The sequence below is a fragment of the Pseudonocardia ailaonensis genome (genome assembly GCF_039531635.1).
Lineage (GTDB): Bacteria > Actinomycetota > Actinomycetes > Mycobacteriales > Pseudonocardiaceae > Pseudonocardia > Pseudonocardia ailaonensis.
Genome location: NZ_BAAAQK010000005.1, coordinates 241,565 through 266,197, shown reverse-complemented (window position 1 = coordinate 266,197; position 24,633 = coordinate 241,565). Strand labels below are relative to the sequence as shown.

Here is a 24,633-nt window from a genome sequence, read left to right as displayed (position 1 = left end):
AGATGAGCAGCCTTCGACGGCCGCAGCTGACGGCGATGCGCCCTGCCCCTTTGTTACAGCAGGACTGTCACATAGGTCAACCCGTGACGTAGCCTGCCCCCATGGCCGAACCCGCGCTCCTCACCGTGGACCAGCTGGCCGAGCGCACGCGCACGTCCGTCCGCACGATCCGCTACTACGCCGGCCGGGGCCTGCTCCCGCCGCCGACGCTGCGCGGGCGTACGGGCCTGTACGGGTCGGACCACGTGGCCCGGCTGATGCTGGTCGCCGAGCTCACCGACCTGGGGTTCACCCTGGCGGCGATCGAGCGGTACCTCGAACGCCTGCCCAGCTCCGCGGGTCCCGAGGAGCTGGCCCTGCAGCTCGCCCTGCTCACCCCGTGGGCCCCCGAGCAGTTCGACGACGTGGACCGCGCCGGCCTCGAGGACCGGGCGGGCCGGACCCTCGACGACGACACCGTCGAGCGGCTGGCCGCCTCCGGCGTCGTGGAGTCGTCCGGCGACGGACGGTTCCGCGTCCCGGGCCCGATCGCACTGGCCGCCGGGCTGGACTCGCTCGATCCCGAGCTCTCCGCGGACTTCTGGCGACGCTCGCGGGAGATCATCGACCGGCACACCGCCGCACTCGCCGACGAGCTGATGTCCGTGTTCCAGGAAGAGGTCCTGCAGCCCTACCGGGACGCGGGCCGCCCGGCCGAGCAGCGCGCCCGCCTCGCCTCGGCGCTGGCCCGCCTGAAGCCGGTCACCGTCCAGGGGGTCGTCACGGCGTTCGGCCGGTCCGTCAACCGGAACATCCGGGCGCGGGCGGAAGCCACCAGGGCGGCGGCGCGCTAGGGTCTCGACGTGCAGATCGTGCGCGCGGCGGGGGTCTTCGCGGTCCCCGAGGGGGAACCGAACCAGTACCGACAACACGTGCGTGCGGCCGACCTGTCGCTCGGCACGTACTGCATCCCCGTGGGCGGGAAGGACGGCCAGCACCCCCACGGCGAGGACGAGGTCTACGTCGTGATGCGCGGCCGCGCCCGGCTGGTCGCGGAGTCCGGCGAGGCCGACATCGGGCCCGGCAGCGTGATCTTCGTGCCGGCCGGGGAGCGCCACCAGTTCACGGACGTGTCCGAGGACCTCTCCGTCCTCGTGGTGTTCGGTCCGGCGGAGGGCACGCGACCTCCGAACCGAGAGTAGACAGCACCGCTATCGGATAGCTACAGTATCGGCCATGCGCATGGCCGAGCTCAGCCGTTCCACGGGGGTCCCGGTGGCGACGGTCAAGTACTACCTCCGCGAGGGGCTCCTCCCCCGCGGCGAGGTCACGACGTCGCCCAACCAGGTCGCCTACGGGCCGGAGCACGTGCGCAGGATCGCCCTGGTCCGCTCGCTGGTCGAGGTGGGTGGACTGTCCATCGCCTCCGTCCGGGCGGTGCTCGCCGCCGTCGACGATCCGGCGGTCAGCCTGCACGACACGCTCGGCCTCACCATGGACGCCGCCTCGACGGGGGATGCCGCGACGGTCGACGATCCCGCCCACGCCGAGGCCGCGAGGCGCATCGACGAGCTGATCGCCGAGCGCGGCTGGCGACTGTCCGAGGATCCCGGGGCCCGACGGGTCGCCGTCGACGTCCTCGCCACCATGCACCAGATCACCGGCGACCGTCTCGCCGGCCTGGCATCCGTCTACGCCGAGGCGGCCGAGCGCGTCGCCGAGGCCGATCTCGACACGATCTCCGCCCTGGCCGATCCGGAGGAACGCGTCGAGACCGCACTCGTCGGCACGGTGCTCGGGGAGCGACTGCTCGCCGCGCTGCGCCGGCTCGCACAGGAGCACGTGTCCGCCACCAGGTTCCGGGAGCAGCCATGACCGCCGTCCTGCCCACCCCACACACGACCCTGCGCCGGGCCTTCGCCTGGCACCGCCCGTTGATGACGCTGGCCGTCGCGATGGCGGTGCTGCTGGTGGTCTGCGTCGTCGGCCTGATCGTCGACGACCGGGTGCTCACCGGCGTACCCATCTGGACCAAGCCCACGAAGTTCGCCCTGTCCACCCTGATCTACGCCGTGACCTGGGCCTGGCTGATCGCGCTGGTCCGCGGGCACCGCCCGGCGGCGGCCCGCTGGACCCATCGCGCCGGGACTGTCGCCGCGGTCCTGCTGGGGGTCGAGCTGGCGATCATCACGGTGCAGGTGCTGCGCGGGACCACGAGCCACTTCAACCAGACCACGCCCCTGAACGCCGCCTTGTTCCAGGTGATGGCCGTGTCGATCGTCGGGGTCTGGCTGGCGACGCTGTACACCACCGCCCAGCTGTTCCGGGTCCGCGACCTCGATCCGGCGCGCTCCCGGGCGATCCGCGCGGGGGCGGTCGTCGCCCTGGTCGGGATGGCACTCGGGTTCCTGATGACGCGCCCGTTCCCCGGCCAGATCGCGGCCGGCGGTTCGATCATCGGCGCCCACACCGTCGGGGTCGCGGACGGCGGCGCGGGCCTGCCGTTCCTCGGCTGGAGCACGGTCGGCGGCGACCTGCGGATCCCGCACTTCGTCGGGATGCACGCCCTGCAGGCACTGCCGCTGCTGCTGATCGCACTGGAGCTGCTCGCCCCGCGGATCCCGGTCCTGCGGCGGATCGCGGTACGCCGGTCGCTGCTGGGGATCGCGGCGGTCACCTACCTGCTGGTCCTGGCGCTGACGACCTGGCAGGCCCTGCGGGGCCAGTCGATCGTCGCGCCGGACGCGATCACCCTCACCGCCGGCGCGCTCATCGCGGCGGCCGCACTCACCGCCACCGCCCTCACCCTCCTCCGCCCCCACCCCCGCGAGTCGGCACTTTCGGTAGGCCGAAACCCACGCTGACGACGTCGTGAGGGTGCGACTCGGCCTACGGAGATCGCCGACTCGCGGGTGGGCCACCGGCGACCCGCGAGTCGGAGTGTGGGCTCGCCCGGGGCGAAATCGCCTGGTCGCGGGTTCACCGTGGGTGAATACGCGCCCGGCGGAGGCCGGACCTCCCTAGCGTCGGGCTGGTCAGCCCGATTCCCCTGGAGGTCACCGTGCCCTACCCGCTGCCGTCGCCGAACCGGCCGTTCCACCTGCCCACCACCCCGCTGTCCGGCGAGCTCCCGCCGGCCCGGATGAGCACGACCGTCGCCGCCGCGGGCCTCGCCGACTCGGTGTTCGAGCGCCTGCTGACCCACCGGATCGTCGTCCTCGGACAGGAGGTCGACGCGGACATCGCCAACCGGATCGCCGGCCAGATGCTCCTGCTCGCCGCGGAGGACCCGGAGGCGGACATCTCGCTCTACATCAACTCCCCCGGCGGCTCCGTGCACGACGGCCTGGCGGTGCTCGACACCATGCGGTTCATCCCGTGCGACGTCGCGACCTACGCGATGGGGCTGGCCGCGTCGATGGGCCAGGTCCTGCTCTCCGCCGGGACCCCCGGCAAGCGGTACGTGCTGCCGCACACCAAGGTGCTGATGCACCAGCCGTCGGGTGGGGTGGGCGGCAAGGAGACGGACATCCGGATCCGGGCGGAACTGTTGCGGCGCAACAAGGAGGAGATGGCCGCGCTGATCGCCTCGCACACCGGCCAGACGGCCGAGCAGATCATGAGGGACTTCGACCGCGACCGCTGGTTCGACGCCCGGGAGGCGCAGGAGTACGGGTTCGTGGACCACGTCGTCGCCCGGGCCGGGGAGGTGGCCTGATGCAGATGCGCTACACCCTGCCCTCGTTCGTCGAACGCACGAGCTACGGGGTCAAGGAGTCCAATCCGTACAACAAGCTGTTCGAGGAACGGATCGTGTTCCTCGGCGTGCAGATCGACGACGCGTCCGCCAACGACGTCATGGCCCAGCTGCTCTACCTCGAGTCCGCCGATCCCGACCGCAAGATCTCGCTCTACATCAACTCGCCGGGTGGCTCGTTCACCTCGCTGATGGCCATCTACGACACGATGCAGTTCATCCGCCCGGAGATCGAGACGGTCTGTCTCGGGCAGGCGGCCTCGGCCGCGGCGGTGGTGCTGGCGGCCGGGTCGCACGGCAGGCGCCTGGCCGTGCCCAACGCGCGGGTGCTGATCCACCAGCCCGCCACGGACGTCGTCCAGGGCCAGATCTCGGACCTGGAGATCCACGCCGCCGAGGTCGCCCGGATCCGCGCGCAGATGGAGCAGGCCCTGGCGCTGCACACCGGCCGGAGCACGGAACGGATCCACGCCGACGTCGAGCGGGACCGGATCCTCACCGCGGAGGAGGCGCGGGAGTACGGCCTGATCGACGACATCATCACGCCGCGCAAGCTGCGCGCGGTGCGGTGAGCAGGCCCGGTCGGCGCTACTCCGCGAGCAGGATCGTGTAGGCCACGGCGATCCGGCCGTCCCTGACCAGGGCGATGTCCCTGCCGCGGACGACCGGCGGCGCGCCGGCCGGGCCGAAGCTCCAGGGCAGGTGGCCGAGGTCGTGGACCACCTCCACGGGCCCCGCCGGTGAGAACACGAAGTCAGGGGCCTGGTCGAGCAGCTCCTGGGCCTTGGCGTCGAGCGCCTCGACCCCGGTGATCGCGCCCTCCGGGTCGTGCATCACCAGGTCGGGGGCGTAGAACTCGGCGATCCGCTCGCGGCGCCGCGCCCCGTCCCGCTCACCGAAGACGCCCATCAGGTGGATCTGCATGAGCTCGGCGATGTCGGCCACGCGACGTCCCTCCGTCCGGCGCCCGGGGCGGCGCCCGCCGACCGTACCCGGCTAGTCCGATTCGACCGCGGGGGACGAGGCCTGGGCCCAGTAGCGTCGCGGGATCCGGCCCGCGTGCCGCGCCGCGTGGCCCGCCTCGACGGCCAGCTTCATCGCGTGCGCCATGCGCTCGGGGTCGGCCGCCCGGGTGACCGCGGTGGCCAGGAGGACGGCGTCGCAGCCCAGCTCCATGGCCTGCGCGGCCTCGGACGCGGTGCCGATACCCGCGTCGAGCACCACGGGCACCCCCGCCTGCTCGACGATCATCGCGATGTTGTGCGGGTTCCGGATGCCCAGGCCAGTGCCGATCGGCGAGCCCAGCGGCATGACGGCGGCGCAGCCGACCACCTCCAGCTTGCGGGCCAGCACGGGATCGTCGTTGGTGTAGGGCAGGACGGTGAACCCCGCGTCGACCAGCTGTTCGGCGGCGTCGAGCAGCTCGATCGGGTCCGGGAGCAGGGTCCGCTCGTCGGCGACGACCTCGAGCTTCACCAGGTCGGTCTCGAGCGCCTCACGGCCGAGCCGGGCGGTGAGGACCGCCTCCGCCGCCGTCCGACAGCCGGCGGTGTTGGGCAGGATCTCGATGCCGAGGCGGCGCAGCAGGTCGAGGACGCCGGTGCCGGTCGTGGCGTCGATGCGGCGCATCGCCACCGTGGTCAGCGAGGTCCCGGAGGCCACCAGCGCGCGTTCCAGGATCTCCAGGTTGGCGGCGCCGCCGGTCCCGGTGATCAGCCGCGACGCGAACTTCCGGCCTCCGACGAGAAACGGATCTCCACCGATGGGTCGTTCCGCGAGCTGCTCTCCCATGGTCATCCTCCCTGCACCGCGGTCAGTACCTCGACCGCCGCGCCCTCGTGCAGCTCCGTGCTCTTCCAGTCCGCCCGCCGGACCACCTCGCCGTCCAGCGCCACGGCGACACCCCGCGCGGGGGCGTCGATCGCGTCCAGGGCGTCGGCGACGGTGGCGGGGTGGGGCAGCTCGTGGACGCTGCCGTTGATCCGGATCTTCATCGGTCCTCCCGGAACCGGGCGGGGTCGACGGCGGCGGGCGCGGGTTCGCCCGCCAGCAGGCCCGTGACCAGCTGGGCGGTGAGCGGGGCGAGCAGGATGCCGTTGCGGCTGTGCCCCGTGGCGACGAGCGTTCGCTCGTCCAGCCGACCGATGAGCGGCATGTTGTCCGGGCTCCCCGGGCGCAGCCCCGCGGCCACCTCGACCAGCGCGTACTCGGCGACGCCGGGCAGGATCCGTTCGGCGTCCCGCAGCAGGTCCCGCACCCCGCCGACCGACGGATCGGTGTCGAAGCCCTGCTCGTACTGGGTGGCCCCGACCACCAGCCCGTCGGGGCGAGGCACCAGGTAGACGGGCCGGCCGTCGACCAGTGCGCGGATGGTGCGGGTGGGGAGCGGGAAGGCGCCGCGGCGGTGCCCGAGCCGCAGGATCTCGCCCTTGACCGGCCGGACCAGCCCCGACAGTGCCGGGTGCAGCGCCGCGGAGTGGGCGCCGGCGCAGATCAGCACCGGCCCCTCGCCGGCCCAGGCGCGCTCCTCGATCACCACGCCGGCCTTCTCCGCGGCCGCCCGCAGCGCCGCGAGCAGGGCCCGGTTGTCCACCGACAGGTCGCCGGGGACCGACAGCCCGCCGCGGACGTCCGGGCCGAGGCCGGGTTCGAGCCGGCGCAGCTCGCGGCCGGTCAGCCGCTCGACCGGACGCCCAAGCGTCGCCAGATGGGCGGCCAGGGCGTCGAGCTCGGCCCGGTCCCCGCTCCCCGTGGCCGCGACGACCGTGCCCTTGGCGTGCAGCCCGGCGGCCTGCCCGGCGGCCGCGGAGAGCTCCTCGGCGAATCCCGGCCACAGCGCGAGCGCCTCGAGCCCCAGGTCGAGCAGCGCCTCCTCGCCGGGCCAGGCCTCGGTGACCGGCGCGAGCATCCCGCCCGCCACCCACGACGAGCCCGACGCGGGCGCGGGATCGCACAGGGTCACGTGCCACCCGGCCTGCGCCGCGCGCCACGCGCAGCTCAGCCCGATGACGCCGCCCCCGGCGACGACGAGCTCCTCCACCTGCAATTCCTCCCTGCGCCGGCATGACCCGGATCAGGTTCGACGGTCGGGACCGGCCAGTCCCCTCTCAGCCCGCTCGACGCGGACTCCCGTGCCCTGCGGCACCACCCTACGCTCCGGACGCGTGCCCCGACTCGACCGTGACACCGCACTGGCCCGCCTCGCCGACGCGAAGCTCTACCTCTGCACCGGAGACCGGCCGGACCTCGCCGAGTTCGCCGATGCCGCCCTCGCCGGGGGCGTCGACGTGATCCAGCTCCGGGAGAAGGGGATCGAGGCGCGCGACGAGCTCGCCGCGCTGGAGGTGCTGGCCGAGGCCTGCGCGACGCACGACCGGCTGCTCGCGGTGAACGACCGGGCGGACGTCGCCCTGGCCGCGGGCGCGGACGTCCTGCACCTGGGGCAGGACGACCTGCCGGTGGAGTGGGCCCGCCGGATCGTCGGGGACGACGTGGTGATCGGCCGCTCCTCGCACAGCGCCGAGGAGACCCTGCGCGCCGCCGACGAGCCCGGCGTCGACTACTTCTGCGTGGGCCCCTGCTGGCCCACGCCCACCAAGCCGGGCCGCCCCGCCCCCGGTCTCGACCTGGTCCGCATCGTCGCGGGACGCGCCCCGGCCCGCCCGTGGTTCGCGATCGGCGGCATCGACGGCGGGACCCTCGACGAGGTCCTGGCCGCCGGCGCCACCCGCATCGTCGTGGTGCGCGCGATCACCGAGGCCAAGGACCCCGAGCACGCCGCCCGCACCCTCCGCGCCCGTCTCCCGTAGACCGAGACCCGCGAGTCGGCACATCGGGGAGGCCGAATGTGACGCTCACGCGCGTCGTCAGCGTGTGTTTCGGCCTCCCGAAAGTGCCGACTCGCGGGTCTTGGGGTGGCTCGCGGCTTCCGGGTTACTGCTGGGGGCTCTCGCCGCCTGAGCCGTTCCCGCCCAGGAGGCCGCCGAGGCCGCCGTTCGGGGCCGTGGTGGTGCCGGTGGCGGGGGTGCTCGTGGAGCCGCCGCTGCGCGGGGTGGTCGTCGTGGTGCCGCTCGGGTTCGCGTCCCTCGTGCTGTCACCCGAGCCGTCCCGCACGCCCGGCGACGGCGTCTCCGACGTGGTCGGCGCGCTGGATCCGGTGGTGTCGGTGCTGCCGCTCTGCTGGTCACCCGACGTGTCGGCGGTGCCGGACACGACCCGGCTCACCGAGGTGCCCGAGTCCCCGCCGGAGATCGGCGAGCCCTTGATCCACTCGATGCCGGTGATCAGCAGCATCGCCGTCACGAACGCCACCACCGTCGAGATCCCGGCGATGATCAGGCGCTTGCGGGTGACCCGGGGGCGGGCCGGCTCGGCGGTCGCCGGCTCGAGCATCGTGCGGCCGTCCGGCGTGGTGCCGCGCTGCAGCGGGATCGTGGGCATCGCGTCGGCCGGGTGCACGACGGTCTCCGCGATCACCGTCTCCCCCGTGCCCGGCACCTTGATCCGCTGCAGCACCGTGTCCCGCGTCCGGTCGAGGGAGCGCTGGTAGATCGTGGTGCCGACGGTCGTGACCACCGACCCGAGCGCCGCGCCGACGACCGTTCCGGTGGCCCCGAAGAACGACCCGAAGACCGCGGTGGTGGCGGCGGCACCGGCACTCGCGATGATCTTGTTGACGGTCAGGTCCACCTTCTTGACGGCGGCCGTCTCCGCCGTCCCGCCGACCACCCGGGTCGGTTGCGAGCCCGCGCCGTGCGCCCCGGAGATCCCGGCACTGCGCGAGGCGCCGCCGTACGGACCGGACGGTGAGCCGCCGGCGGGCCCGCTCCCGTGGCGCCCCCTGCTCTCGGGCCCCCGGCCCACCGGGCCGCTGCCCTGGGGTCGGCGGGGACGCTGCGGCGCACCCGAGCCGGGGACGGGCGGCTGCCCCGGATCAGCGCCGGAGCGCTGCGAGGGGATCGGACCGGGACGACCGTTCGGGGCGGCCGCGGGTCGTTGGGGGTACGGGCGGGGGTTGTGGGGGGCCATGACTCCGTTCACACATCACGTCGACGTCAGCAGGTTCCACGTGGGTGAACGTCCGTGATCTCCGAAACGCACCTGTCGATCACGCTTCGTGAGCGGACTCACTCCTCCGTGGCAGCGCTCTCCACGGTAGGTGCTGCGCCCGGCACCCTGGGTCGCCGGATCCCCGGATGGTCCGCCGGGAGCGCCGAGCGCAGCGCCGGCCACGACAGCAGCACGCACAACGCCACGAGCGCCGGGCTGAACACCACCCTGGCCGCGCCGAGCGCGAACACCCAGTCCGCCCGGTAGAGCGGCCAGAACACCGCGACCCGCACGACGTACTGCGCCACCCACACCCAGCTCGCCCGCTGGTAGCCGCGCATCAGGTCCGGATCGCGCCGCCAGCGCGTCTTCTGGCCCAGCGCCAGCCCGACGATCACGCCGAGCAGCGGCCAGCGCACGACGATCGAGATCGCCCAGACCAGCGCGCTCGCCACGTTGCTCAGGATCTGGACCAGGAAGAAGTCCTCGGCCCGGCCGGTGTAGAGGGCCACCAGCGCGGCGACCGCGACCCCGAGCAGCCCGAACAGCACCGCGCGCGGCCGGTCGCCCCGCCGCAGCCGCACCGCGGCGACGACCGCCCCCGCGACGATGGCGGCCGCCGCGGCGATCCCGACCGGCGACCACCAGCCCGCGGCTCCGGCGATCAACCAGGCGACGACGAACGCGACGACCGGCACGGAGGCGTCGACCGCCCCGCGGCGACCGCCGAGGATGTCCCGCAGCGACTCGCCGTCCGGCTCCCGAGGTGTACCCACAACGGGTAAGGGTGCCCTACGAAGGGCCCTCCGCAACAGTCAGCACTCGACGCGGCGCTAACGAATGAGTGATCCTGTACCGATCAGTAGGTGAAGGCGTGGTGGACGCCGGGCGACGAGAAGAAGGGGGCTGGGCCGTGAACAGGTGGAACAGCTTCGTGGCCATCGGGGACAGCTTCACCGAGGGTCTGGACGATCTCTGGGACGACGGCTCCCCGCGCGGCTGGGCGGACCGGCTCGCCGAGCGGCTGGCGGCGGGACGCCCCGGCTTCACCTACGCCAACCTGGCCGTCCGCGGGAAGCTGCTCGACCAGATCGTCGCCGACCAGGTGCCGGTGGCGGAAGAGATGCGCCCGGACCTCATCTCGTTCTGTGCCGGCGGCAACGACATCATCGGCATCACGTCGGACCCGGACGACCTGGCGCAGCGCGTCGACGCGGCCACGGCCCGGCTCGTCGCCACGGGCGCGGACATCGTAATGTTCACCGGGTTCGACCTGCGCCGGATGCACATGCTGCTGCGCCGCCTGCGCGGCCGCGTGGCCACCTACAACGAGAACCTGCGGGCGATCGCGGACCGGCACGGCTGCAGGATCGTCGACCTCTGGGGCATGGACGTCCTCGCCGACCCGCGCGCGTGGGCGAGCGACCGGCTGCACCTCACCCCCGAGGCCCACGAGCGGGTCGCGCTGCGGGCCCTGGAGGTCCTGGGTGAGCCCGTGCCGAGCGACTGGCGCACCCCGTGGCCGGCGGCCGAGGCGCTCAACTGGCGCGCTCGCCAGGCCGACGACATCAAGTGGGTGAGGGAGCACGTCCTGCCCTACGCCAGCAAGCGCCTCCGCGGCCTGCACACGGGCGACGGCTACCTCCCCAAGCGCCCCACCCTGAGCCCCTACGAGCGCTCCCACCCCGCCTGACCTCGCACTATGGAACCATAACGCGCGAAAACGGGGCTCCTGAGCGCGTTATGGTTCCATGATGCGGGTCGTCAGCGGACCGGGGTGAAGTCCCGCGCCGCGATGTACTCGGGGCGGGCTCGCGGAGCGTAGTACGGCTCGCCGCACGCGTTGTCCACGCTGTTGAACACGATGAAGATGTTCGAGCGCGGGTACGGGGTGATGTTGTCCGCCGAGCCGTGCATGCAGTTGGAGTCGAAGAAGGTCGCCGAGCCGGCCTTGCCCGTGAGCATCGCGATGCCGTGCCGGTCGGCCAGGGCCGTGAGGCTGTCCTGGTCCGGGGTGCCGATCTCCTGCTCCGTGAGCGAGGAGCGGTAGTTGTCCTCGGGCGTCTCGCCCACGCAGCTGACGAACGTCCGGTGCGAGCCCGGCATGATCATCAGGCAGCCGTTGTAGGCGTAGTTCTCGGTGAGCGAGATCGAGCAGCTGACGGCGCGCGGGGTCGGCATGCCGTCCTCGGCGTGCCAGGTCTCGAAGTCCGAGTGCCAGGAGAAGCCGCCGCCGCCGAAGCCGGGCTTGTAGTTGATCCGGCTCTGGTGCACGTAGACGTCGCCGCCGAGGATCTGCCGGGCCCGGCCGACCACGCGCTCGTCGCGCACGAGGTGCGCGATCATCTCCGAGATGCGGTGGACCTCGAAGATCGAGCGCACCTCGGCCGACGCCTTCTCGACGATGCAGCGGTCGTCCGCGCGCACCAGCGGATCGTGCGCCAGCCGGTCCAGCTCGGCGGCGTAGCCCGCCACCTCGTCCGGGGTGAGCAGGTCCGGAACCCGCGAGAAGCCGTTCGTCGCGTGCCCGTGCAGCTCCTGCGCGCCATACATGCCGGCGGAGGCCTCGCTGCCCCAGACGGTCGGCTCGAGACGCTCGATCAGCGCGGGTTCGGCGGACACCCGGGTCGGGTACCGATCGTTCGTGGTCCGGGTGTCACTGCTGCTCGGGGCAGACATGCGCGCCTCTCCTCTCTCGTTCGGCGGGTGGGGAAACGTCCCTTTCGTGGGGGGATGCCGCGTCGTCGGTGGGACACGGCGCGACCGCCGGACCCCTGGGGTCCGGCGGTCGCGGAGGTGGCTCAGGCCTGGCCGGCGGGCTCCGGCGGCAGCTCGAGCAGCGGGTACACCCCGTTCTCGTCGTGCACCTCGGTGCCGATGACGGGCGGGTTGAACACGCACACGCAGGTGATGTCGGTCTTCGGCCGCACCTGGTGCTTCTCGTGGCCGTCGAGCAGGTAGATCGTGCCCGGGGCCAGCTGGTAGGTCACGTCGTTGTCCTTGTCGTACAGCTCGCCCTCACCGGAGGTGATGAAGACTGCCTCGACATGGTTGGCGTACCAGAAGTCGTTCGTCGACCCCGCCCGCAGCAGGGTCTCGCTGACGGAGAACCCGACGCGGTCGTGGGCGGTGACGATGCGGCGCGAGAACCAGCCGGGGGTGTCGACGTGGTTCTTGGTACCGGTCACATCGTCGATCTTGCGAACCTGCATCTCACCCTCCAGAGGTGACGGTCCGGACGGACTCGGCGACGACGGACAGGCCTTCGTCGAGCTCGTCGTCGGTGATGGTCAGCGGGGCCAGGATCTTCATGACCTCGCTGTCCGGGCCGGAGGTCTCCATGAGGAGTCCCCGCTCGAACGCCGCGGCACACACCTTCGCGGCCTGCTCGTGCTGGGCGAACTGCAGGCCCCGCGCCAGGCCCCGGCCCTTCGCCGTCAGCTCGGTGGCGGTGGTATCCGCGACGATCTTGTGGAACGCCTCCTCGATCCGCTCGCCCTTGCGGAGCACGTCGCGCTCGAGGGTGTCGTCGCTCCAGTACTGGTGGATCGCCTCGGTGGCGGTGACGAACGCGGGATTGTGCCCGCGGAAGGTGCCGTTGTGCTCGCCCGGGCCCCAGACGTCGTGCTCCGGCTTGATCAGGACCAGCGCCATCGGCAGCCCGTAGCCGGAGATCGACTTGGAGATCGTCACGATGTCCGGCTCGATGCCCGCGATCTCGAACGAGAAGAACGGGCCGGTGCGGCCGACGCCCATCTGGACGTCGTCCACGATCAGCAGGATGTCGTGGCGCTTGCACAGCTCGGCGAGGGCCTGCAGCCACTCGACGCGGGCGGGGTTGATGCCGCCCTCGCCCTGCACCGTCTCGACGATCACGGCGGCGGGATCGTTGAGGGACGAGCCGGAGTCCGTGAGGACCCGCTCGAACCACAGGAAGTCCGGCACCTTGCCGTCGAAGTAGTTGTCGAACGGCATCGGGGTGGAGTGCACCAGCGGGATGCCGGCGCCACCGCGCTTCATCGAGTTGCCGGTGACCGACAGCGCGCCCAGCGTCATGCCGTGGAAGGCGTTGGTGAAGTTGACCATCGCCTCCTTGCCGGTGATCTTGCGCGCCAGCTTCAGGGCGGACTCGACGGCGTTGGCGCCGGTCGGGCCGGGGAACTGGACCTTGTAGTCGAGGTTCCGCGGCGCCAGGATCTTGTCCCGGAAGGTGTTCAGGAACTCGCCCTTGGCCGTGGTGTACATGTCCAGGCCGTGCGTGATCCCGTCGCGCTGCAGGTACTCGAGCAGCTTCTGCTTCAGGGGCTCGGGGTTGTGGCCGTAGTTCAGGGCGCCCGCACCGGCGAAGAAGTCGAGGTACGTGCGGCCGTCGACGTCGGTGAGCCGGGACCCCTTGGCGGTGTCGAACACGACGGGCCAGTTGCGGCAGTAGGAGCGGACCTCGGACTCGACGTCCTCGAAGACGGTCATTTCTCGCTTCATCCTTCGTTCGGGATCGGGCCGATTCGATAGAGGAACTCCGGCTCGTGGCCATCGCCGAGCTGACGTTCGGTGAACAATTCCTTATGACTGAAGTTCGCCCCGTTGCGACGGGCGAAGGACCGGAACATCGCATTCGACGCGTCGTTGTCCGGGGTCACGGTGGTCTCCATGTGAGTCACCCCGGGCACCTGGTCGAACAGGGCGTCGAGCATGCGTCCGGCCACCCCCCGGCCGCGTGCCGCGGGGCCGACGGCGACCTGCCACACGAGCAGCGTGTCCGGTGCCTCGGGTCGCCGGAATCCCGACACGAACCCGGCCGGCTCGCCGTCCAGCGTGGCGATCACCGAGGTCGCGGCGAAGTCGCGGCACCAGATGAGGTACGCGTACCGGGTGTTGACGTCGAGTCCGCCGGCCTCGGCGGCGAGGCGGTGCAGCGCGGGACCGTCGTCCACCGTGGGGGGCGCGATCACCAGTTCGGGATCGTCACCGGAGGGGTTCGAGGTCTCCGTGGTCGCTGCCGTCATGTCGAGTAAACGTAACAGCGGTATTCGCCTGTCGCAGCAGAACGCGGTTGTCGACAACATTCTACAGAACAGTTTCGTGAGCCCCGTCACAGATACGTTTGAGGCTCGAAGAATGTGGGCACCGGGTCATCCGCGGAATTCGTCCCGCGGTTTTCGCAGGTGTACCACCGATTGCGCGGCGCAGCCAGCGCCGCCGAGGGCGCGTCGTGCGCCCCACGGGACGCCCGGCCGATCGACGACGTAACGCTCGCCACGCCCGAGCCGCCCCGGCCCTCCGGACAGGGTGCCGGAGGCCGATCCGGCCGCCGGCGAGGCCCGGACACCTCACCGAAACAAGGGCCGGATCCGGAAACACAGATGCGTTCCGGAGGACACGCGCCGGACATCGCGGGGCCGTGAACTAGGCACCGAGCCCCACTGTACGGCTCGACCCCCTGCACCGGAGCCCCTCAGGAGCCGATCCCGTGATGTCCCCGCAGCCGGACGCCCATCTGCGCGTCGTCCCCGATCCCGTCCCCGATCCCGTGCCCGATCTCGACGGCACCCACCGGTCGGTCGTGGTCGTCGGCGGCGGGCAGGCCGGCCTCTCGGTCAGCTGGTGGCTGGCCCGGCACGGCGTCGACCATCTGGTCCTCGAGGGGGAGTCGGCGGGCCACGAATGGCACGACCGCCGGTGGGACTCCTTCTGCCTGGTCACCCCGAACTGGCAATGCGCGCTGCCCGGATTCCGGTACGACGGCCAGGAGCCAGACGGGTTCATGGTCCGGGACGAGATCTCGGCCTACCTGCGCCGTTTCGTCGCCTCCTTCTCGCCGCCCCTGGTCGAGGGGGTGCGGGCCACCGGGCTGCGGGCGCGTGCGGACCGTTTCGAGCTCGGCACGGACCACGGCACGCTGACCGCCGACCAGGTCGTCATCGCCACCGGGCCGTACCAGGTGGCGCGCACGCCGCGGATGGCCGAGCGGCTCCCGGACTCCGTCGCGCAGGTGCACTCCTCGGCCTACCGCAACGCGGAGCAGCTGCCCGAGGGCGCGGTGCTCGTCGTCGGCACCGGGCAGTCCGGCTGCCAGATCGCCGAGGACCTGCACCTGGCCGGCCGCACCGTGCACCTCGCGACCGGGACGGCGCCGCGGGTCGCGCGCTTCTACCGGGGCCGGGACTGCGTGGCGTGGCTGTCGGACATGGGCACCTACACGAAGGGCATCGACCAGTTCCCGGACGTCGACGCCGTGCGGCACCGCACCAACCACTACGTGACGGGCCGCGACGGCGGCCGCGACATCGACCTGCGCCGGTTCGCCCGCGAGGGCATGCAGCTGCACGGGCGGCTGCTGGGCATCGCGAACGGCAGGCTGCGCTTCGCCGGCGACCTGCGCGCGAACCTCGACGGGGCGGACGCCGTGGCCGAGGGCATCAAGGACTCGATCGACGGCTGGATCGCGGCCCAGGGCATCGACGCCCCGGCCGAGGAGCGGCGCGCGCCGGTCTGGGAGCCCGGCCCCGAGGCCGACGATCCGGCGGAGCTCGACCTCTCGGCCGCCGGGATCACCAGCGTCATCTGGTCCACCGGCTACGGCCGCGACGACCGCTGGATCGAGCTCCCGATCTTCGACGGCCGGGGCTACCCGACCCACGACCGCGGAGTGACGAGCCAGCCCGGTCTCTACTTCATCGGCCTGCCCTGGCAGTACACCTGGGGCTCGGGCCGCTTCTCCGGGGTCGCGGCGGACGCCGAGCACCTCGTGGGCCGGATCCTGGCCGCCCGCGAGGACGCCGCGATCGCCGACGGCCTGCACTGGCTCGCCGGCACCCCCACCAGCACCTTCCCCACCGGCACGGCCGACGACCCGGACTGGGTCGCGCCCCGGTCCGCGAGCTGAGGAGCCCCATGACGACCACCCGAGTCGCGACCGTCGCGGCGCCCTTCGACCGGGATCTCGAGGCGTGCTTCGCGCGCATCGAGCGCCTGGTCGGGCAGGCGCGCGAGGCCGGCGCCCAGCTGCTCGTGCTGCCCGAGGCCGCGCTCGGCGGCTACGTCTCCGATCTCGGCGGCACGGCGGCCGCGCCGCCCGCGTTCGCCGTCGACGGGCCCGAGATCGCCCGGCTGGCCCGGATCGCCGGTGACCTCACGGTCACCGCCGGGTACTGCGAGCAGGCCCCGACCGGCCGGTACAACTCCGCGGTCTGCGTGACCGGCGACGGGGTGCTGGGCACCTACCGCAAGGTCCACCAGCCGTTGCAGGAGAGCGCGACCTACGCCGCCGGCGACGCGTTCGAGGCCTTCGACACCCCGGTCGGCCGGATCGGCATGCAGATCTGCTGGGACAAGGGCTTCCCGGAGGCGGCCCGCGCCCTGGCGATCGACGGCGCCCGGATCATCGTGTCGATGTCGGCCTGGCCGATCAGCGCCACGCACCGGCACCCGGACCCGGCGCAGGACCGCTGGACCCGCCGCTTCGACCTCTTCGACCGGGCCCGCGCCCTGGAGAACCAGGTGGTGTGGGTGGCGTCGAACCAGTTCGGGCGCTTCGGCTCCCTGCAGTTCGCCGCCAACGCCAAGATCGTCGACCCCGGCGGGGAGATCGTCGCCGCCACCGGCCAGGCCGAGGGCATGGTCACCGCGGACTTCGACCTGGCCGCCGACATCGACGCGCACCGCGCGGGCATGGGCAACCTGCGCGACCGCCGTCCCGACCTGTACGGGGCGCTCGTGCGCCCGTCCTACCTGCCCGTCTGAACCGACCCCCGCAGCTGTCCACAACCTTTGTCCACAGTGGAGGAAAACTCATGGCCGACCTGACCGACCTCGAGAAGCAGAGCCTCGAGGAGATCGCCCACCCGTCGATGCCCGAAGGCTCGTCGATCTACGGCGGTACGAAGGTCTTCCCCGACTACCAGGCCGAGAACGGCGAGGTCTACTTCACCCTCGTCCACGGCATCGCGCACGAGTCGTCGGTGAGCTTCGTGGCGATCCTGCAGGCCACCCGGGCGCTGCGGAAGGGCTTCGAGTCCGCGGTGTACTTCTACGGCCCCGGCTCGCTGAACTGCCTCGCCACGCGCGGGTTCCCGACCACCGGCAACTCGGCGTTCCCCGGCGAGCACAACATCAACAACTCGCTGAAGACCTTCATCCAGGAGGGCGGCAAGGTCTACTGCTGCCGCTTCGGCCTCTCGCTGCACGGTGCCCGCGAGGAGGACCTGATCGAGGGCGTCATCCCGACGCACCCCCTCGACGTCCAGGACGCGCTGATCCACTACGCCCGCAAGGGCGCGATCATCAACTCGACCTACCAGCTCTGACTCCCCCGTGAGTGGCGATAGTCGCCGGAGCGACTATCGCCACTCACGAGCTCGTCCTAGGGTCGCGCCATGGCCTACGGCGACTACCAGCTGGAGATCTACCTGGCCGGGACGCGGGGCCGCCAGCCCCGCTTCCCCGTCGACTTCGCCGGGCTGGAGGAGCGGGCCGCGCAGGCCCTGCCGCCGTGGGTGCTCTCCTACGTCGCCGGCGGCGCCGGGGACGAGGGCACCCAGCGGGCCAACGTCGAGGCCTTCGGCCGGTGGGGGCTGCCCCCGCGGATGCTGGTGGGCGCCACCGAGCGGGACCTGTCCGTCTCGCTGTTCGGCATCGACCTGCCGCACCCGCTGTTCCTCTGCCCCATCGGCGTGCTCGGGATCTGCTCCCAGGACCTGCACGGCGACCTCGCGACCGCCCGGGCGGCGGCGCGGGCCGGTGTCCCGATGATCGCCTCGACGCTCTCGCAGGACCCCCTCGAACAGGTCGCGGAGGCCCTCGGGGACACGCCGGGCTTCTTCCAGCTCTACACCCCCAACGACCGCGACCTCGCCGTCAGCTTCATCCAGCGGGCCGAGCGCGCCGGGTTCAGGGCGCTGGTCGTCACCCTCGACACGTGGGTGACGGGCTGGCGGCCGCGGGACCTGAACACGGCCAACTTCCCGCAGCTGCGCGGCTACTGCCTGGCCAACTACACCTCCGACGAGCACTTCCGGTCCCGGCTGAAGAGCACCGACCCGGCGGAGGCGGTGGGCCTGTTCGCCCAGACCTTCGGCTACTCCGTCACCTGGGACGACCTCGCCTGGATCCGCGAGGCCACCTCGCTGCCGATCGTGCTCAAGGGGATCTGCCATCCCGACGACGCGCGCCGCGCCGTGGACCTGGGCATCGACGGGCTGTACTGCTCCAACCACGGCGGGCGCCAGGCCAACGGCGGGATCCCCGCCCTGCAGTCGCTGCCGGCGGTGGTCGAGGCGGCCGGGAACGTGCCGGTGCTGTTCGACTCCGGCGTGCGCAGCGGATCGGACGTGGTGAAGGCGCTGGCCATGGGCGCCGCGGCCGTCGGCTCGGGGCGGCCCGCGGTCTACGCGCTCGCCGTCGGCGGTGAGGACGGTGTGGTGCACCATCTCCGCTCCTTCCTCGCCGAGGCGGACCTGCTGATGGCGGTCGACGGCTACCCGGACCTCGCCGCGCTGCGGAAGGCCGGCCTGGAGCGGGTCTTGACCTGAAGTCGGGTTCAGCTCGCACCGTGGGGGCATGACACGGACCGCGATCGTCACCGGTGCGGGACAGGGCTTCGGGCTCGCCCTCACCACCGCCCTCGCCGAGCGAGGGACCACCGTCGTCGCCTGCGCGCGGGACGGCGACCGGCTGCGACGGGCACTCGCCGGGCTGCCCGGCGTCGTCGCGTTGCCGGGCGACGTCACCGATCCGGGCTTCCGCGCCGAGCTCGTCGGGGCGGCCGGCCCGGGCCTGGACCTGCTGGTGCACAACGCCGGCGAGCTCGGCCCGTCGCCGCTGCCGCGGCTCGGCGAGTACCCGCTCGACCCGCTGCGCGGGGTGTACGAGACCGGGGTGCTGGCACCGCTGGGCATCACGCAACTCGCCCTGCCGGCGTTGCGCGCCAACGGAGGCGCGCTCGTCACCCTCAGCTCGGACGCGGCCGTGGAGGCCTACGAGGGTTGGGGCGGCTACGGCAGCGCGAAGGCCGCGCTGGACCAGCTGGCCGCCGTGCTCGGCGTCGAGGAGCCGGACCTGCACGTCTACGCGTTCGACCCGGGCGACATGCGGACGGCGATGCACCAGCGCGCCTTCCCGGGCGAGGACATCTCGGACCGGCCCGAGCCCGCGAGCGTCGTCCCGGCGTTCCTGCGGCTCCTGGACGCGTCCCCGCCGAGCGGGCGGTACCGCGCGGCCGACCTCGGGGCGGCGGCATGAGGAGCGCCGAGACTCCGCCGCCCGTCCGCGACGGCGTCCGGCTGATGGTGGCGCGTGCCGGGAAACCGATGCGGCACAGGCGGTTCACCGACCTGCCGGGCGCCCTCGAGCCCGGCGATCTCGTGGTCGTCAACACCTCGGACACCGAGCCCGCGGCCGTCGACGGGTACCGCGGCGGGACCCCGGTGGTGCTGCACGTGTCCGGGCCCGCAGCCGCGGGCTGGATGGTCGAGCTCCGCACGCCGGCCGGGGAGCGAGTGCTCGACGCCCGGGCCGGTGAGCGGATCACGCTGCCCGGCGGGGTCGTGGCGGTGCTCGCCGTGGCCCACCCGGATCCGCAGGTCCGCGCGGGCAGCCGGCTCTGGCAGGCCCGGATCCCGGTGGAGGGTGGGCTGCGCGGCTATCTCGCCGCCGCCGGGCGGCCGATCCGCTACTCCCACCTGCGGACGACACCGGCCCTCGCGGAGTACCGCACGGTGTTCGCCCGCCCGGACGGCGGTTTCGGCAGCGCCGAGATGCCCAGCGCCGGGCGGCCGTTCACCCGCGCGGTGCTCGACGGGTTGCGCGCCCGCGGCGTCGGGATCGCGGAGCTGGTGCTGCACACCGGCGTCTCGTCGTTGGAGGCCGGGGAGACGCCGCTCCCGGAGCGCTACCGCGTCCCCGCCGAGACCGCCGCGGCTGTCAACGCCTCGCGACGCGTCGTCGCCGTGGGCACGACGGTCACCCGGGCCCTGGAGACCGTGGCCGACGAGGACGGGCTCGTGCACGCCGGGGAGGGGGTGACGGACCTGGTGCTCGGCCCGGACCGGCCGGCGCGGGTGGTGAACGGCCTGGTGACGGGCTGGCACGAGCCGGAGGCCTCCCACCTGCTCCTGCTGCGGGCCGTGGCCGGGGACGAGCTCGTCGGCCGGGCGTACGCGGCGACCGCGGAGCGGGACTACCTCTGGCACGAGTTCGGCGATTCGTGCCTGTTGCTCCCGTAGGGCGGCAGCGCGGACCGGTGGACGCCGGCGGACGCCGCACTAGGCTGCGAGGGGCAGCGGAGCAGCGGGAACGGGAGTGGCGCGTGGATCTCGGAATCAGCGGGCGGACGGCGGTCGTCTGCGCCTCCACCCAGGGCCTCGGGCGGGCCTGCGCGACCGAGCTGGCCCGCGCCGGCTGCACGGTCGTCGTCAACGGGCGGTCGCCGGAGTCCACGGAGAAGGCCGCCGCGGACATCGCCGCCGAGACCGGCGCGACCGTCGTCCCCGTGGCCGGGGACCTGAACGAGGAGGCGGTGCAGGACCGGCTCGTCGCCGCCGTCGACCAGGTGGACATCCTGGTGAACAACAACGGCGGGCCGCCCTTCCGGGACTTCCGCGAGATCGACCGCGAAGCGCTGCTGACGGGCGTCGTGAGCAACATGGCGACGCCGATCCGGCTGATCCAGGGCGTCGTCGACGGGATGGTGGAGCGCCGCTTCGGCCGGATCGTGAACATCACGTCCTCCTCGGTGAAGATGCCGATCGCGGGCCTCGACCTGTCGAGCGGCGCGCGGATCGGGCTCACCGGCTTCATGGCCGGGGTCGCGCGGTCGGTCGCGCACGCGAACGTCACCGTCAACTTCCTGCTGCCCGGCCGGTTCGCCACCGGGCGCCTGCACTCGCTGTACGAGAAGGAGGCCCGGGACCGTGGGATCACCGTCGAGCAGGCCGCCGAGGCCGCCAGCGCGGACGTCCCTGCCGGGCGCCCGGGGGACCCGGCCGAGTTCGGCGCCGCCTGCGCGTTCCTGTGTTCGGCGCAGGCGGGCTACATCACCGGCCAGAGCCTGCTGATGGACGGCGGCGCCTACCCGGGTGTGCTGTAGCCGTGCGGTACCGCGCGACGGTGCGGATCGCGGCCCCGCCCGAACGGGCCTGGGAGATCCTTGCCGCGGTGACCGAGTGGCCGTCCTGGACGCCCACGGTCACCGCGGTGCAGACCGGTCCCGGGCCGCTGCGCGTCGGCCAGGTCGTCCGGGTGAGCCAGCCCGGGCGCCGGCCGACCGACTACACGGTCTCGGAGCTGACGCCCGGGCGGAGCTTCACCTGGGGTCGGGCGGGTGCCGCCGTCCGTCAGGAGGCCGGGCACGAGGTCGAGGCCGCGGACGGCGGCTGCGCCGTGCACCTGGAGTTCGCGATGGAGGGTCCGCTCGGGTCCCTGCTCGGGGCGCTGGCCGGCGGGAGGATCCGGTCCATGGTGGACACCGAGGCCGCCTCCCTCAAGGCCCGGGCGGAGGCATGACCACGCCGACCTTCCGCCCGGTCCGGGACACCGGTGCCTTCCTCGCCGAGCTGGCGATGCTCGCCGGGCTGGCCGCGGCGGGCGTCGGCCTGGGCGGCTCGACCGGCATCCGGATCGCCCTCGCCGTGGTGTTCCCGCTGGTCGCCGCGGTCCTGTGGGGCCTGTGGCTCGCACCCCGCGCGGGCCGGCGCCTGCCCCGCACCCGGCGGATCGTCGCCAAGGTCGCGCTCCTCGCGATCACCGGCGGGCTCCTCGTCGCCGCGGGCCATCCGGTCCTCGGTATCGCGGGTTTCGTGGTGACCACCGCCGTCGTCACCACGGCCGAACTCACCTCGTGAGGGGAGGGCCGGCGGGATCCACCGCGATCGCGCCGGCCGCCCCCGTCACCAGGTGATCGGCAGGGAACGGACGCCGCCCGTGAGGTGCTCGGTGCGGACGTCCAGCTCGTCGAGGCCCACGGCCAGCGTCATGCCGGGGATCCGGCGGGCCAGGGTCTCGAAGACCGCGCGGAGCTCGACGCGGGCGAGGCTCGCGCCGATGCAGAAGTGGGCGCCGTGCCCGAAGCCGAGGTGGGCGCGCTCGGCGCGGCCCGGCTCGAAGGACTCCGCCTCGGCGAAGGTCTCCGGGTCCCGGTTGGCGGCGTTGATCGAGAGGATCACGGCGTCCCCGCGGTGGATCGTCACCCCCGCGACGTCGACGTCCTCGTGCGCGTACCGGAGCAGCCCGAGATCGCCCGGGGCGCCGAGCCGCATCATCTCCTCGACCGTCGCGTCGATCCGGCCCGCGGGATCGGCGCACAGGGCGTCCCACTGGTCGCGGTTCGTCATCAGGAAGACGGTGCCGAGGCCGATCCGGTTGACGGTGGTCTCGTGGCCGGCGAACAGCAGCCCGACGGCGAGGCGGGTCATCTCGGCATAGCCGAACGACGGATCGTCCTCCTGGGCCGCCACCAGGTCGCTGAGGACGTCCTCGCCCGGCTGCACGCGCTTCCGCTCGGCGAGCCCCGCCATGTAGCGGCCGAACTCGGTGCGTGCCTCGTGCGCGTCGGCACCCGTGTAGCTGGCCATCCGGTCGGACAGGGAGCGGAAGTGGTCGCGGTCGCCCTCGGGCACACCGAGCAGCGTGCAGATCACGGCGACCGGCAGCGGGAAGCCGAGCCCGGCGTGCAGGTCGACCACCGGGTTCGTCCCGTGCTCGCGCTCCAGGGCGTCGACGTAGCCGTCGACCAGCTCCTGGACATTCTCCCCCAGCGCGCGCATCCGCCGCGCCGAGAAGGCCGGGGTGAGCAGGCGCCGCATCCGGGTGTGGTCCTCCTTCTCCGTCTCGTAGGAGCCGGTCGGACCGTCCTGCACGGCGGCTGTCGAGATCCGGGCGGCCCGCTCGGGTTCCGGGTGGGACCGGCCGAACCGGGGATCGCCGAGCAGGTCGCGGACCTCGCCGAAGCGGGTCACCAGCCAGGCGGGATCACCGGCCGGCGTGGTCACGGCGGCGACCGGGGCCTCGCGGCGGAGCACCTCGTAGATCGGGGCGATGTCCAGGACGTTGGGGCGGGCGAAGGGCAGTGCGGGTGCGCTCATGACTCTCCTTCCGGGACGGGCACGCTCGACGGTAGCCTTTCCTGGCAGTAGCTGCCATTTAAAGGAAGGGCTAGCCTCCGGCCATGTCGGACATCCGGGAGGCACCGGGCGGAACCCGCCGCGGCCGCCCGCCGCTGACCGATGCGCACCGCCGGGAACAGCGCCTGGACATCTCCCGGCAGGCGGTGCGACTGTTCCGCGCGCGGGGGGTCGCGGCGACCTCCGGCGAGGAGATCGCCCGCGCGGCCGGCGTCTCGGAGCGGACGCTGTGGCGACTGTTCCGCAGCAAGGAGAGCTGCGTCGAGCCGCTGCTGTCGCTCGCGCTCGACGCGTTCCGCGAGGTCCTGCGCTCGTGGCCGCCGGACCGGGACCTCGCCGAGCACCTGGCGGCCGAGTACGCCTTCGATCCCGGGGCCCCTCCGGAGGACGTGGAGGCCGTGCTCGCCGTGGTCCGGATGACCCGGGACGAGCCGGCCCTGCGCGCGGTGTGGCTCGTGCTGCACGAGCGCGCCGAGGACACCTTCGCCGAGGTCATCGGCGCGCGCCTCGCATTGCCCCCCGGTTCGCTGGAGGTCCGGGCCCGCGCCGCCGTGGTCAACGCGGCCCTGCGGGTGGCGACGGACGACCTCGCGCGGGCCGCCGGAGAGGAAGGTCTCACGGCGCTGACGGAGCAGAAGGGGCGGATCGGCGAGGTCATGCGCCTGCTGGCGGCCGCGGGCACCGAATCCGGCGAAAACCACACTTGACGCCGAACCGCCCGTCACGGAGGCTTTCGGCTGAACATCTCTTCAGGCGTCAACCAGGAGGATCCGCCATGGCTCAGGGTGCTGCACTGCCCGGCCGGACGGCCGTCGCGGCCGTCCCCACCGTCCCGCTCCGCGAGCTCGCGCCGTGGGCGGTCTTCGCCGGCGTCATCCTGCTCGCGCTGCTCTACCTGGTCGGCATGGACCAGGGCGCCACCTCGGTGTTCTCCGGCTCGATGCTGCACGAGTTCGTGCACGACGGCCGCCATCTGCTCGGCTTCCCCTGCCACTAGGAGTACGGACGTGGTGAGGACTCTCCTGGTCCGCGGCATGGTCGCGGGCGTGGTCGCGGCCGTCCTGGCGTGGGTGGTCGCGTACCTGATCGGCGAGCCGGCGCTCGACGGCGGCATCGCCTACGAGGACGCGCTCGCCGCGGCGGCGGGTGAGGCCGGCGGCGAGGAGCTGGTCAGCCGCGGTGTGCAGGCCACCCTCGGACTCGGCGTCGCCCTGCTGATCTACGGCGTGGCCATCGGCGGGATCTTCGCGCTGGTGTACGCCGGGGTGCAGGGGCGGCTCTCGCGGCTCGCGCCGCGGGCCACGGCGGCGGTCCTGGCCGTTGCCGGGTACGTCGTGGTGATCCTGGTGCCGTTCCTCAAGTACCCGTCGAACCCGCCGGCCTCGAGCGCGGACGACACCATCGGGCTGCGCACCGGCACGTTCGTGCTGATGGTGCTGCTGTCCGTCGTGGCCGCGGTCGCCGCGGTGGCCCTCGGCCGCCGGCTCGTCGAGCGGCTGGGCACGTGGAACGGCTCGCTGCTGGCGGGCCTGGCCTACGTCGTGGTCGTGTGGGTGATCGGGGCTCTGCTCCCGACCGTCGCCGAGACGCCGAAGGACTTCCCGGCCGTCGTGCTCTACGACTTCCGGCTGGCCACGCTCGCGATCCACCTGGTCCTGTGGGCCGCGGTGGGCCTCGTGTTCGGGGCACTCGTCGAGCGGCGCCGCACGGCCGCGACGGCCGCCGCCTGAG

The 24,633-nt window shown here is 72.9% G+C and carries 31 protein-coding genes; 20 read left to right on the top strand and 11 right to left on the bottom strand.

The window, feature by feature from the left end:
• Positions 1–101 precede the first annotated feature (101 nt).
• The 6 genes from ABD324_RS09925 to ABD324_RS09900 all read left to right on the top strand — a co-directional run bounded on the left by ABD324_RS09925 (position 102) and on the right by ABD324_RS09900 (position 4,308).
• Positions 102–833: a MerR family transcriptional regulator gene (locus ABD324_RS09925; protein ID WP_344414792.1), complete on the top strand. Its 732-nt coding sequence runs from the start codon at positions 102–104 to the stop codon at positions 831–833.
• 9 nt (positions 834–842) lie between these two features.
• Positions 843–1,181, top strand: a complete 339-nt coding sequence (locus ABD324_RS09920; RefSeq protein ID WP_344414790.1) for a cupin domain-containing protein — start codon at positions 843–845, stop codon at positions 1,179–1,181.
• 34 nt (positions 1,182–1,215) lie between these two features.
• Positions 1,216–1,854 carry a MerR family transcriptional regulator gene (locus ABD324_RS09915; protein WP_344414788.1) on the top strand — a complete coding sequence of 213 codons (639 nt, stop codon included), beginning with the start codon at positions 1,216–1,218 and terminating at the stop codon, positions 1,852–1,854.
• Positions 1,851–2,843 carry a hypothetical protein gene (locus tag ABD324_RS09910; protein ID WP_344414786.1) on the top strand — a complete coding sequence of 331 codons (993 nt, stop codon included), beginning with the start codon at positions 1,851–1,853 and terminating at the stop codon, positions 2,841–2,843. Before ABD324_RS09915 ends, ABD324_RS09910 begins: the two co-directional genes overlap by 4 nt.
• A gap of 278 nt (positions 2,844–3,121) precedes the next feature.
• Entirely contained in the window at positions 3,122–3,697 is a 576-nt protein-coding gene (locus ABD324_RS09905) for a ClpP family protease (protein ID WP_344416317.1), read from the top strand.
• Positions 3,697–4,308 (top strand): ATP-dependent Clp protease proteolytic subunit, encoded by a 612-nt coding sequence (locus tag ABD324_RS09900; protein ID WP_344414783.1) that lies wholly within the window; start codon positions 3,697–3,699, stop codon positions 4,306–4,308. The genes ABD324_RS09905 and ABD324_RS09900 overlap by 1 nt, the downstream gene beginning before the upstream one ends.
• A 16-nt stretch (positions 4,309–4,324) precedes the next feature.
• Here the strand turns inward: ABD324_RS09900 and ABD324_RS09895 are convergent, their stop codons facing one another.
• Genes ABD324_RS09895 through thiO form a run of 4 tightly spaced genes read right to left on the bottom strand, consistent with a single transcriptional unit; the run spans position 4,325 to position 6,782 of the window.
• Entirely contained in the window at positions 4,325–4,681 is a 357-nt protein-coding gene (locus ABD324_RS09895) for a nuclear transport factor 2 family protein (RefSeq protein WP_344414781.1), read from the bottom strand.
• 51 nt (positions 4,682–4,732) lie between these two features.
• Positions 4,733–5,527 carry a thiazole synthase gene (gene thiG, locus ABD324_RS09890; RefSeq protein ID WP_344414779.1) on the bottom strand — a complete coding sequence of 265 codons (795 nt, stop codon included), beginning with the start codon at positions 5,525–5,527 and terminating at the stop codon, positions 4,733–4,735.
• A 2-nt stretch (positions 5,528–5,529) separates the two neighbouring features.
• Entirely contained in the window at positions 5,530–5,730 is a 201-nt protein-coding gene (gene thiS / locus ABD324_RS09885; RefSeq protein WP_344414777.1) for a sulfur carrier protein ThiS, read from the bottom strand.
• Complete coding sequence (gene thiO, locus ABD324_RS09880; protein ID WP_344414775.1) at positions 5,727–6,782, bottom strand: glycine oxidase ThiO; 1,056 nt, start codon at positions 6,780–6,782, stop codon at positions 5,727–5,729. Before thiO ends, thiS begins: the two co-directional genes overlap by 4 nt.
• A gap of 118 nt (positions 6,783–6,900) precedes the next feature.
• Here thiO and thiE point away from each other — a divergent pair, with 118 nt between their 5' ends.
• Positions 6,901–7,545, top strand: coding sequence for a thiamine phosphate synthase (gene thiE, locus ABD324_RS09875; RefSeq protein WP_344414772.1), 645 nt, complete (start codon positions 6,901–6,903; stop codon positions 7,543–7,545).
• A gap of 124 nt (positions 7,546–7,669) precedes the next feature.
• Here thiE and ABD324_RS09870 read toward each other — a convergent pair whose 3' ends face one another.
• Together ABD324_RS09870 and ABD324_RS09865 are read right to left on the bottom strand one after the other, a co-directional pair.
• The gene (locus tag ABD324_RS09870) at positions 7,670–8,599 is read right to left on the bottom strand and encodes a hypothetical protein (protein WP_344414770.1); all 930 of its coding nucleotides are present in this window, start codon (positions 8,597–8,599) and stop codon (positions 7,670–7,672) included.
• Positions 8,600–8,862: 263 nt separating this feature from the next.
• On the bottom strand, positions 8,863–9,561 hold the full coding sequence (locus ABD324_RS09865; protein ID WP_344414768.1) for a DUF3159 domain-containing protein: 699 nt from the start codon (positions 9,559–9,561) through the stop codon (positions 8,863–8,865).
• Positions 9,562–9,698: 137 nt separating this feature from the next.
• Here ABD324_RS09865 and ABD324_RS09860 point away from each other — a divergent pair, with 137 nt between their 5' ends.
• Entirely contained in the window at positions 9,699–10,478 is a 780-nt protein-coding gene (locus ABD324_RS09860; protein WP_344414766.1) for an SGNH/GDSL hydrolase family protein, read from the top strand.
• A gap of 71 nt (positions 10,479–10,549) precedes the next feature.
• On the opposite strand, the gene thpD is transcribed toward ABD324_RS09860, so the two are convergent.
• The 4 genes from thpD to ectA all read right to left on the bottom strand — a co-directional run bounded on the left by thpD (position 10,550) and on the right by ectA (position 13,851).
• The gene (gene thpD, locus ABD324_RS09855) at positions 10,550–11,464 is read right to left on the bottom strand and encodes an ectoine hydroxylase (RefSeq protein ID WP_344414764.1); all 915 of its coding nucleotides are present in this window, start codon (positions 11,462–11,464) and stop codon (positions 10,550–10,552) included.
• A 122-nt stretch (positions 11,465–11,586) separates the two neighbouring features.
• On the bottom strand, positions 11,587–11,997 hold the full coding sequence (locus tag ABD324_RS09850) for an ectoine synthase (protein ID WP_344414762.1): 411 nt from the start codon (positions 11,995–11,997) through the stop codon (positions 11,587–11,589).
• A 1-nt stretch (position 11,998) separates the two neighbouring features.
• The gene (ectB, locus tag ABD324_RS09845) at positions 11,999–13,255 is read right to left on the bottom strand and encodes a diaminobutyrate--2-oxoglutarate transaminase (protein ID WP_344414760.1); all 1,257 of its coding nucleotides are present in this window, start codon (positions 13,253–13,255) and stop codon (positions 11,999–12,001) included.
• A gap of 8 nt (positions 13,256–13,263) precedes the next feature.
• Positions 13,264–13,851, bottom strand: coding sequence for a diaminobutyrate acetyltransferase (gene ectA / locus ABD324_RS09840; RefSeq protein ID WP_344414757.1), 588 nt, complete (start codon positions 13,849–13,851; stop codon positions 13,264–13,266).
• Positions 13,852–14,258: 407 nt separating this feature from the next.
• Here ectA and ABD324_RS09835 point away from each other — a divergent pair, with 407 nt between their 5' ends.
• The 9 genes from ABD324_RS09835 to ABD324_RS09795 all read left to right on the top strand — a co-directional run bounded on the left by ABD324_RS09835 (position 14,259) and on the right by ABD324_RS09795 (position 21,624).
• Complete coding sequence (locus ABD324_RS09835) at positions 14,259–15,671, top strand: MSMEG_0569 family flavin-dependent oxidoreductase (protein WP_344416315.1); 1,413 nt, start codon at positions 14,259–14,261, stop codon at positions 15,669–15,671.
• Positions 15,672–15,679: 8 nt separating this feature from the next.
• Positions 15,680–16,528, top strand: a complete 849-nt coding sequence (locus tag ABD324_RS09830; RefSeq protein WP_344414755.1) for a carbon-nitrogen hydrolase family protein — start codon at positions 15,680–15,682, stop codon at positions 16,526–16,528.
• 50 nt (positions 16,529–16,578) lie between these two features.
• Complete coding sequence (locus tag ABD324_RS09825; protein WP_344414753.1) at positions 16,579–17,091, top strand: MSMEG_0572/Sll0783 family nitrogen starvation response protein; 513 nt, start codon at positions 16,579–16,581, stop codon at positions 17,089–17,091.
• A gap of 69 nt (positions 17,092–17,160) precedes the next feature.
• Complete coding sequence (locus ABD324_RS09820; RefSeq protein WP_344414751.1) at positions 17,161–18,315, top strand: alpha-hydroxy-acid oxidizing protein; 1,155 nt, start codon at positions 17,161–17,163, stop codon at positions 18,313–18,315.
• Between the two features lie 28 nt (positions 18,316–18,343).
• Positions 18,344–19,024 carry an SDR family NAD(P)-dependent oxidoreductase gene (locus tag ABD324_RS09815; protein ID WP_344414749.1) on the top strand — a complete coding sequence of 227 codons (681 nt, stop codon included), beginning with the start codon at positions 18,344–18,346 and terminating at the stop codon, positions 19,022–19,024.
• Positions 19,021–20,007, top strand: a complete 987-nt coding sequence (locus ABD324_RS09810) for an S-adenosylmethionine:tRNA ribosyltransferase-isomerase (protein WP_344414746.1) — start codon at positions 19,021–19,023, stop codon at positions 20,005–20,007. Before ABD324_RS09815 ends, ABD324_RS09810 begins: the two co-directional genes overlap by 4 nt.
• A gap of 83 nt (positions 20,008–20,090) precedes the next feature.
• Complete coding sequence (locus ABD324_RS09805) at positions 20,091–20,870, top strand: SDR family oxidoreductase (RefSeq protein ID WP_344414744.1); 780 nt, start codon at positions 20,091–20,093, stop codon at positions 20,868–20,870.
• Between the two features lie 2 nt (positions 20,871–20,872).
• The gene (locus ABD324_RS09800; protein WP_344414742.1) at positions 20,873–21,286 is read left to right on the top strand and encodes an SRPBCC family protein; all 414 of its coding nucleotides are present in this window, start codon (positions 20,873–20,875) and stop codon (positions 21,284–21,286) included.
• Positions 21,283–21,624 (top strand): YrdB family protein, encoded by a 342-nt coding sequence (locus ABD324_RS09795; RefSeq protein ID WP_344414740.1) that lies wholly within the window; start codon positions 21,283–21,285, stop codon positions 21,622–21,624. The genes ABD324_RS09800 and ABD324_RS09795 overlap by 4 nt, the downstream gene beginning before the upstream one ends.
• A 45-nt stretch (positions 21,625–21,669) precedes the next feature.
• Here ABD324_RS09795 and ABD324_RS09790 read toward each other — a convergent pair whose 3' ends face one another.
• A complete protein-coding gene (locus ABD324_RS09790; RefSeq protein WP_344414738.1) occupies positions 21,670–22,863 on the bottom strand; it encodes a cytochrome P450 in 1,194 nt (397 codons plus the stop codon).
• Between the two features lie 83 nt (positions 22,864–22,946).
• On the opposite strand from ABD324_RS09790, the gene ABD324_RS09785 reads away from it, so the two are divergent.
• The 3 genes from ABD324_RS09785 (at position 22,947) to ABD324_RS09775 (ending at position 24,632) form a co-directional block, all read left to right on the top strand.
• Positions 22,947–23,609 (top strand): TetR/AcrR family transcriptional regulator, encoded by a 663-nt coding sequence (locus ABD324_RS09785; RefSeq protein WP_344414736.1) that lies wholly within the window; start codon positions 22,947–22,949, stop codon positions 23,607–23,609.
• 68 nt (positions 23,610–23,677) lie between these two features.
• On the top strand, positions 23,678–23,899 hold the full coding sequence (locus tag ABD324_RS09780; RefSeq protein WP_344414734.1) for a CbtB domain-containing protein: 222 nt from the start codon (positions 23,678–23,680) through the stop codon (positions 23,897–23,899).
• Between the two features lie 10 nt (positions 23,900–23,909).
• Entirely contained in the window at positions 23,910–24,632 is a 723-nt protein-coding gene (locus ABD324_RS09775) for a CbtA family protein (protein ID WP_344414732.1), read from the top strand.
• The last annotated feature ends 1 nt before the right edge of the window (position 24,633 follow it).

What these genes read in the sequence shown, in the direction of transcription:
- ABD324_RS09925 (WP_344414792.1), top strand. Translation starts at nt 102, where the DNA reads ATGGCCGAACCCGCGCTCCTCACCGTGGACCAGCTGGCCGAGCGCACG.
- ABD324_RS09915 (WP_344414788.1), top strand. Translation starts at nt 1,216, where the DNA reads ATGCGCATGGCCGAGCTCAGCCGTTCCACGGGGGTCCCGGTGGCGACG.
- ABD324_RS09910 (WP_344414786.1), top strand. Translation starts at nt 1,851, where the DNA reads ATGACCGCCGTCCTGCCCACCCCACACACGACCCTGCGCCGGGCCTTC.
- ABD324_RS09905 (WP_344416317.1), top strand. Translation starts at nt 3,122, where the DNA reads ATGAGCACGACCGTCGCCGCCGCGGGCCTCGCCGACTCGGTGTTCGAG.
- ABD324_RS09900 (WP_344414783.1), top strand. Translation starts at nt 3,697, where the DNA reads ATGCAGATGCGCTACACCCTGCCCTCGTTCGTCGAACGCACGAGCTAC.
- thiG (WP_344414779.1), bottom strand. Translation starts at nt 5,527, where the DNA reads ATGGGAGAGCAGCTCGCGGAACGACCCATCGGTGGAGATCCGTTTCTC.
- thiS (WP_344414777.1), bottom strand. Translation starts at nt 5,730, where the DNA reads ATGAAGATCCGGATCAACGGCAGCGTCCACGAGCTGCCCCACCCCGCC.
- thpD (WP_344414764.1), bottom strand. Translation starts at nt 11,464, where the DNA reads ATGTCTGCCCCGAGCAGCAGTGACACCCGGACCACGAACGATCGGTAC.
- ABD324_RS09850 (WP_344414762.1), bottom strand. Translation starts at nt 11,997, where the DNA reads ATGCAGGTTCGCAAGATCGACGATGTGACCGGTACCAAGAACCACGTC.
- ectB (WP_344414760.1), bottom strand. Translation starts at nt 13,255, where the DNA reads ATGACCGTCTTCGAGGACGTCGAGTCCGAGGTCCGCTCCTACTGCCGC.
- ectA (WP_344414757.1), bottom strand. Translation starts at nt 13,851, where the DNA reads ATGTTGTCGACAACCGCGTTCTGCTGCGACAGGCGAATACCGCTGTTA.
- ABD324_RS09835 (WP_344416315.1), top strand. Translation starts at nt 14,259, where the DNA reads ATGTCCCCGCAGCCGGACGCCCATCTGCGCGTCGTCCCCGATCCCGTC.
- ABD324_RS09830 (WP_344414755.1), top strand. Translation starts at nt 15,680, where the DNA reads ATGACGACCACCCGAGTCGCGACCGTCGCGGCGCCCTTCGACCGGGAT.
- ABD324_RS09825 (WP_344414753.1), top strand. Translation starts at nt 16,579, where the DNA reads ATGGCCGACCTGACCGACCTCGAGAAGCAGAGCCTCGAGGAGATCGCC.
- ABD324_RS09820 (WP_344414751.1), top strand. Translation starts at nt 17,161, where the DNA reads ATGGCCTACGGCGACTACCAGCTGGAGATCTACCTGGCCGGGACGCGG.
- ABD324_RS09815 (WP_344414749.1), top strand. Translation starts at nt 18,344, where the DNA reads ATGACACGGACCGCGATCGTCACCGGTGCGGGACAGGGCTTCGGGCTC.
- ABD324_RS09810 (WP_344414746.1), top strand. Translation starts at nt 19,021, where the DNA reads ATGAGGAGCGCCGAGACTCCGCCGCCCGTCCGCGACGGCGTCCGGCTG.
- ABD324_RS09795 (WP_344414740.1), top strand. Translation starts at nt 21,283, where the DNA reads ATGACCACGCCGACCTTCCGCCCGGTCCGGGACACCGGTGCCTTCCTC.
- ABD324_RS09790 (WP_344414738.1), bottom strand. Translation starts at nt 22,863, where the DNA reads ATGAGCGCACCCGCACTGCCCTTCGCCCGCCCCAACGTCCTGGACATC.
- ABD324_RS09785 (WP_344414736.1), top strand. Translation starts at nt 22,947, where the DNA reads ATGTCGGACATCCGGGAGGCACCGGGCGGAACCCGCCGCGGCCGCCCG.
- ABD324_RS09780 (WP_344414734.1), top strand. Translation starts at nt 23,678, where the DNA reads ATGGCTCAGGGTGCTGCACTGCCCGGCCGGACGGCCGTCGCGGCCGTC.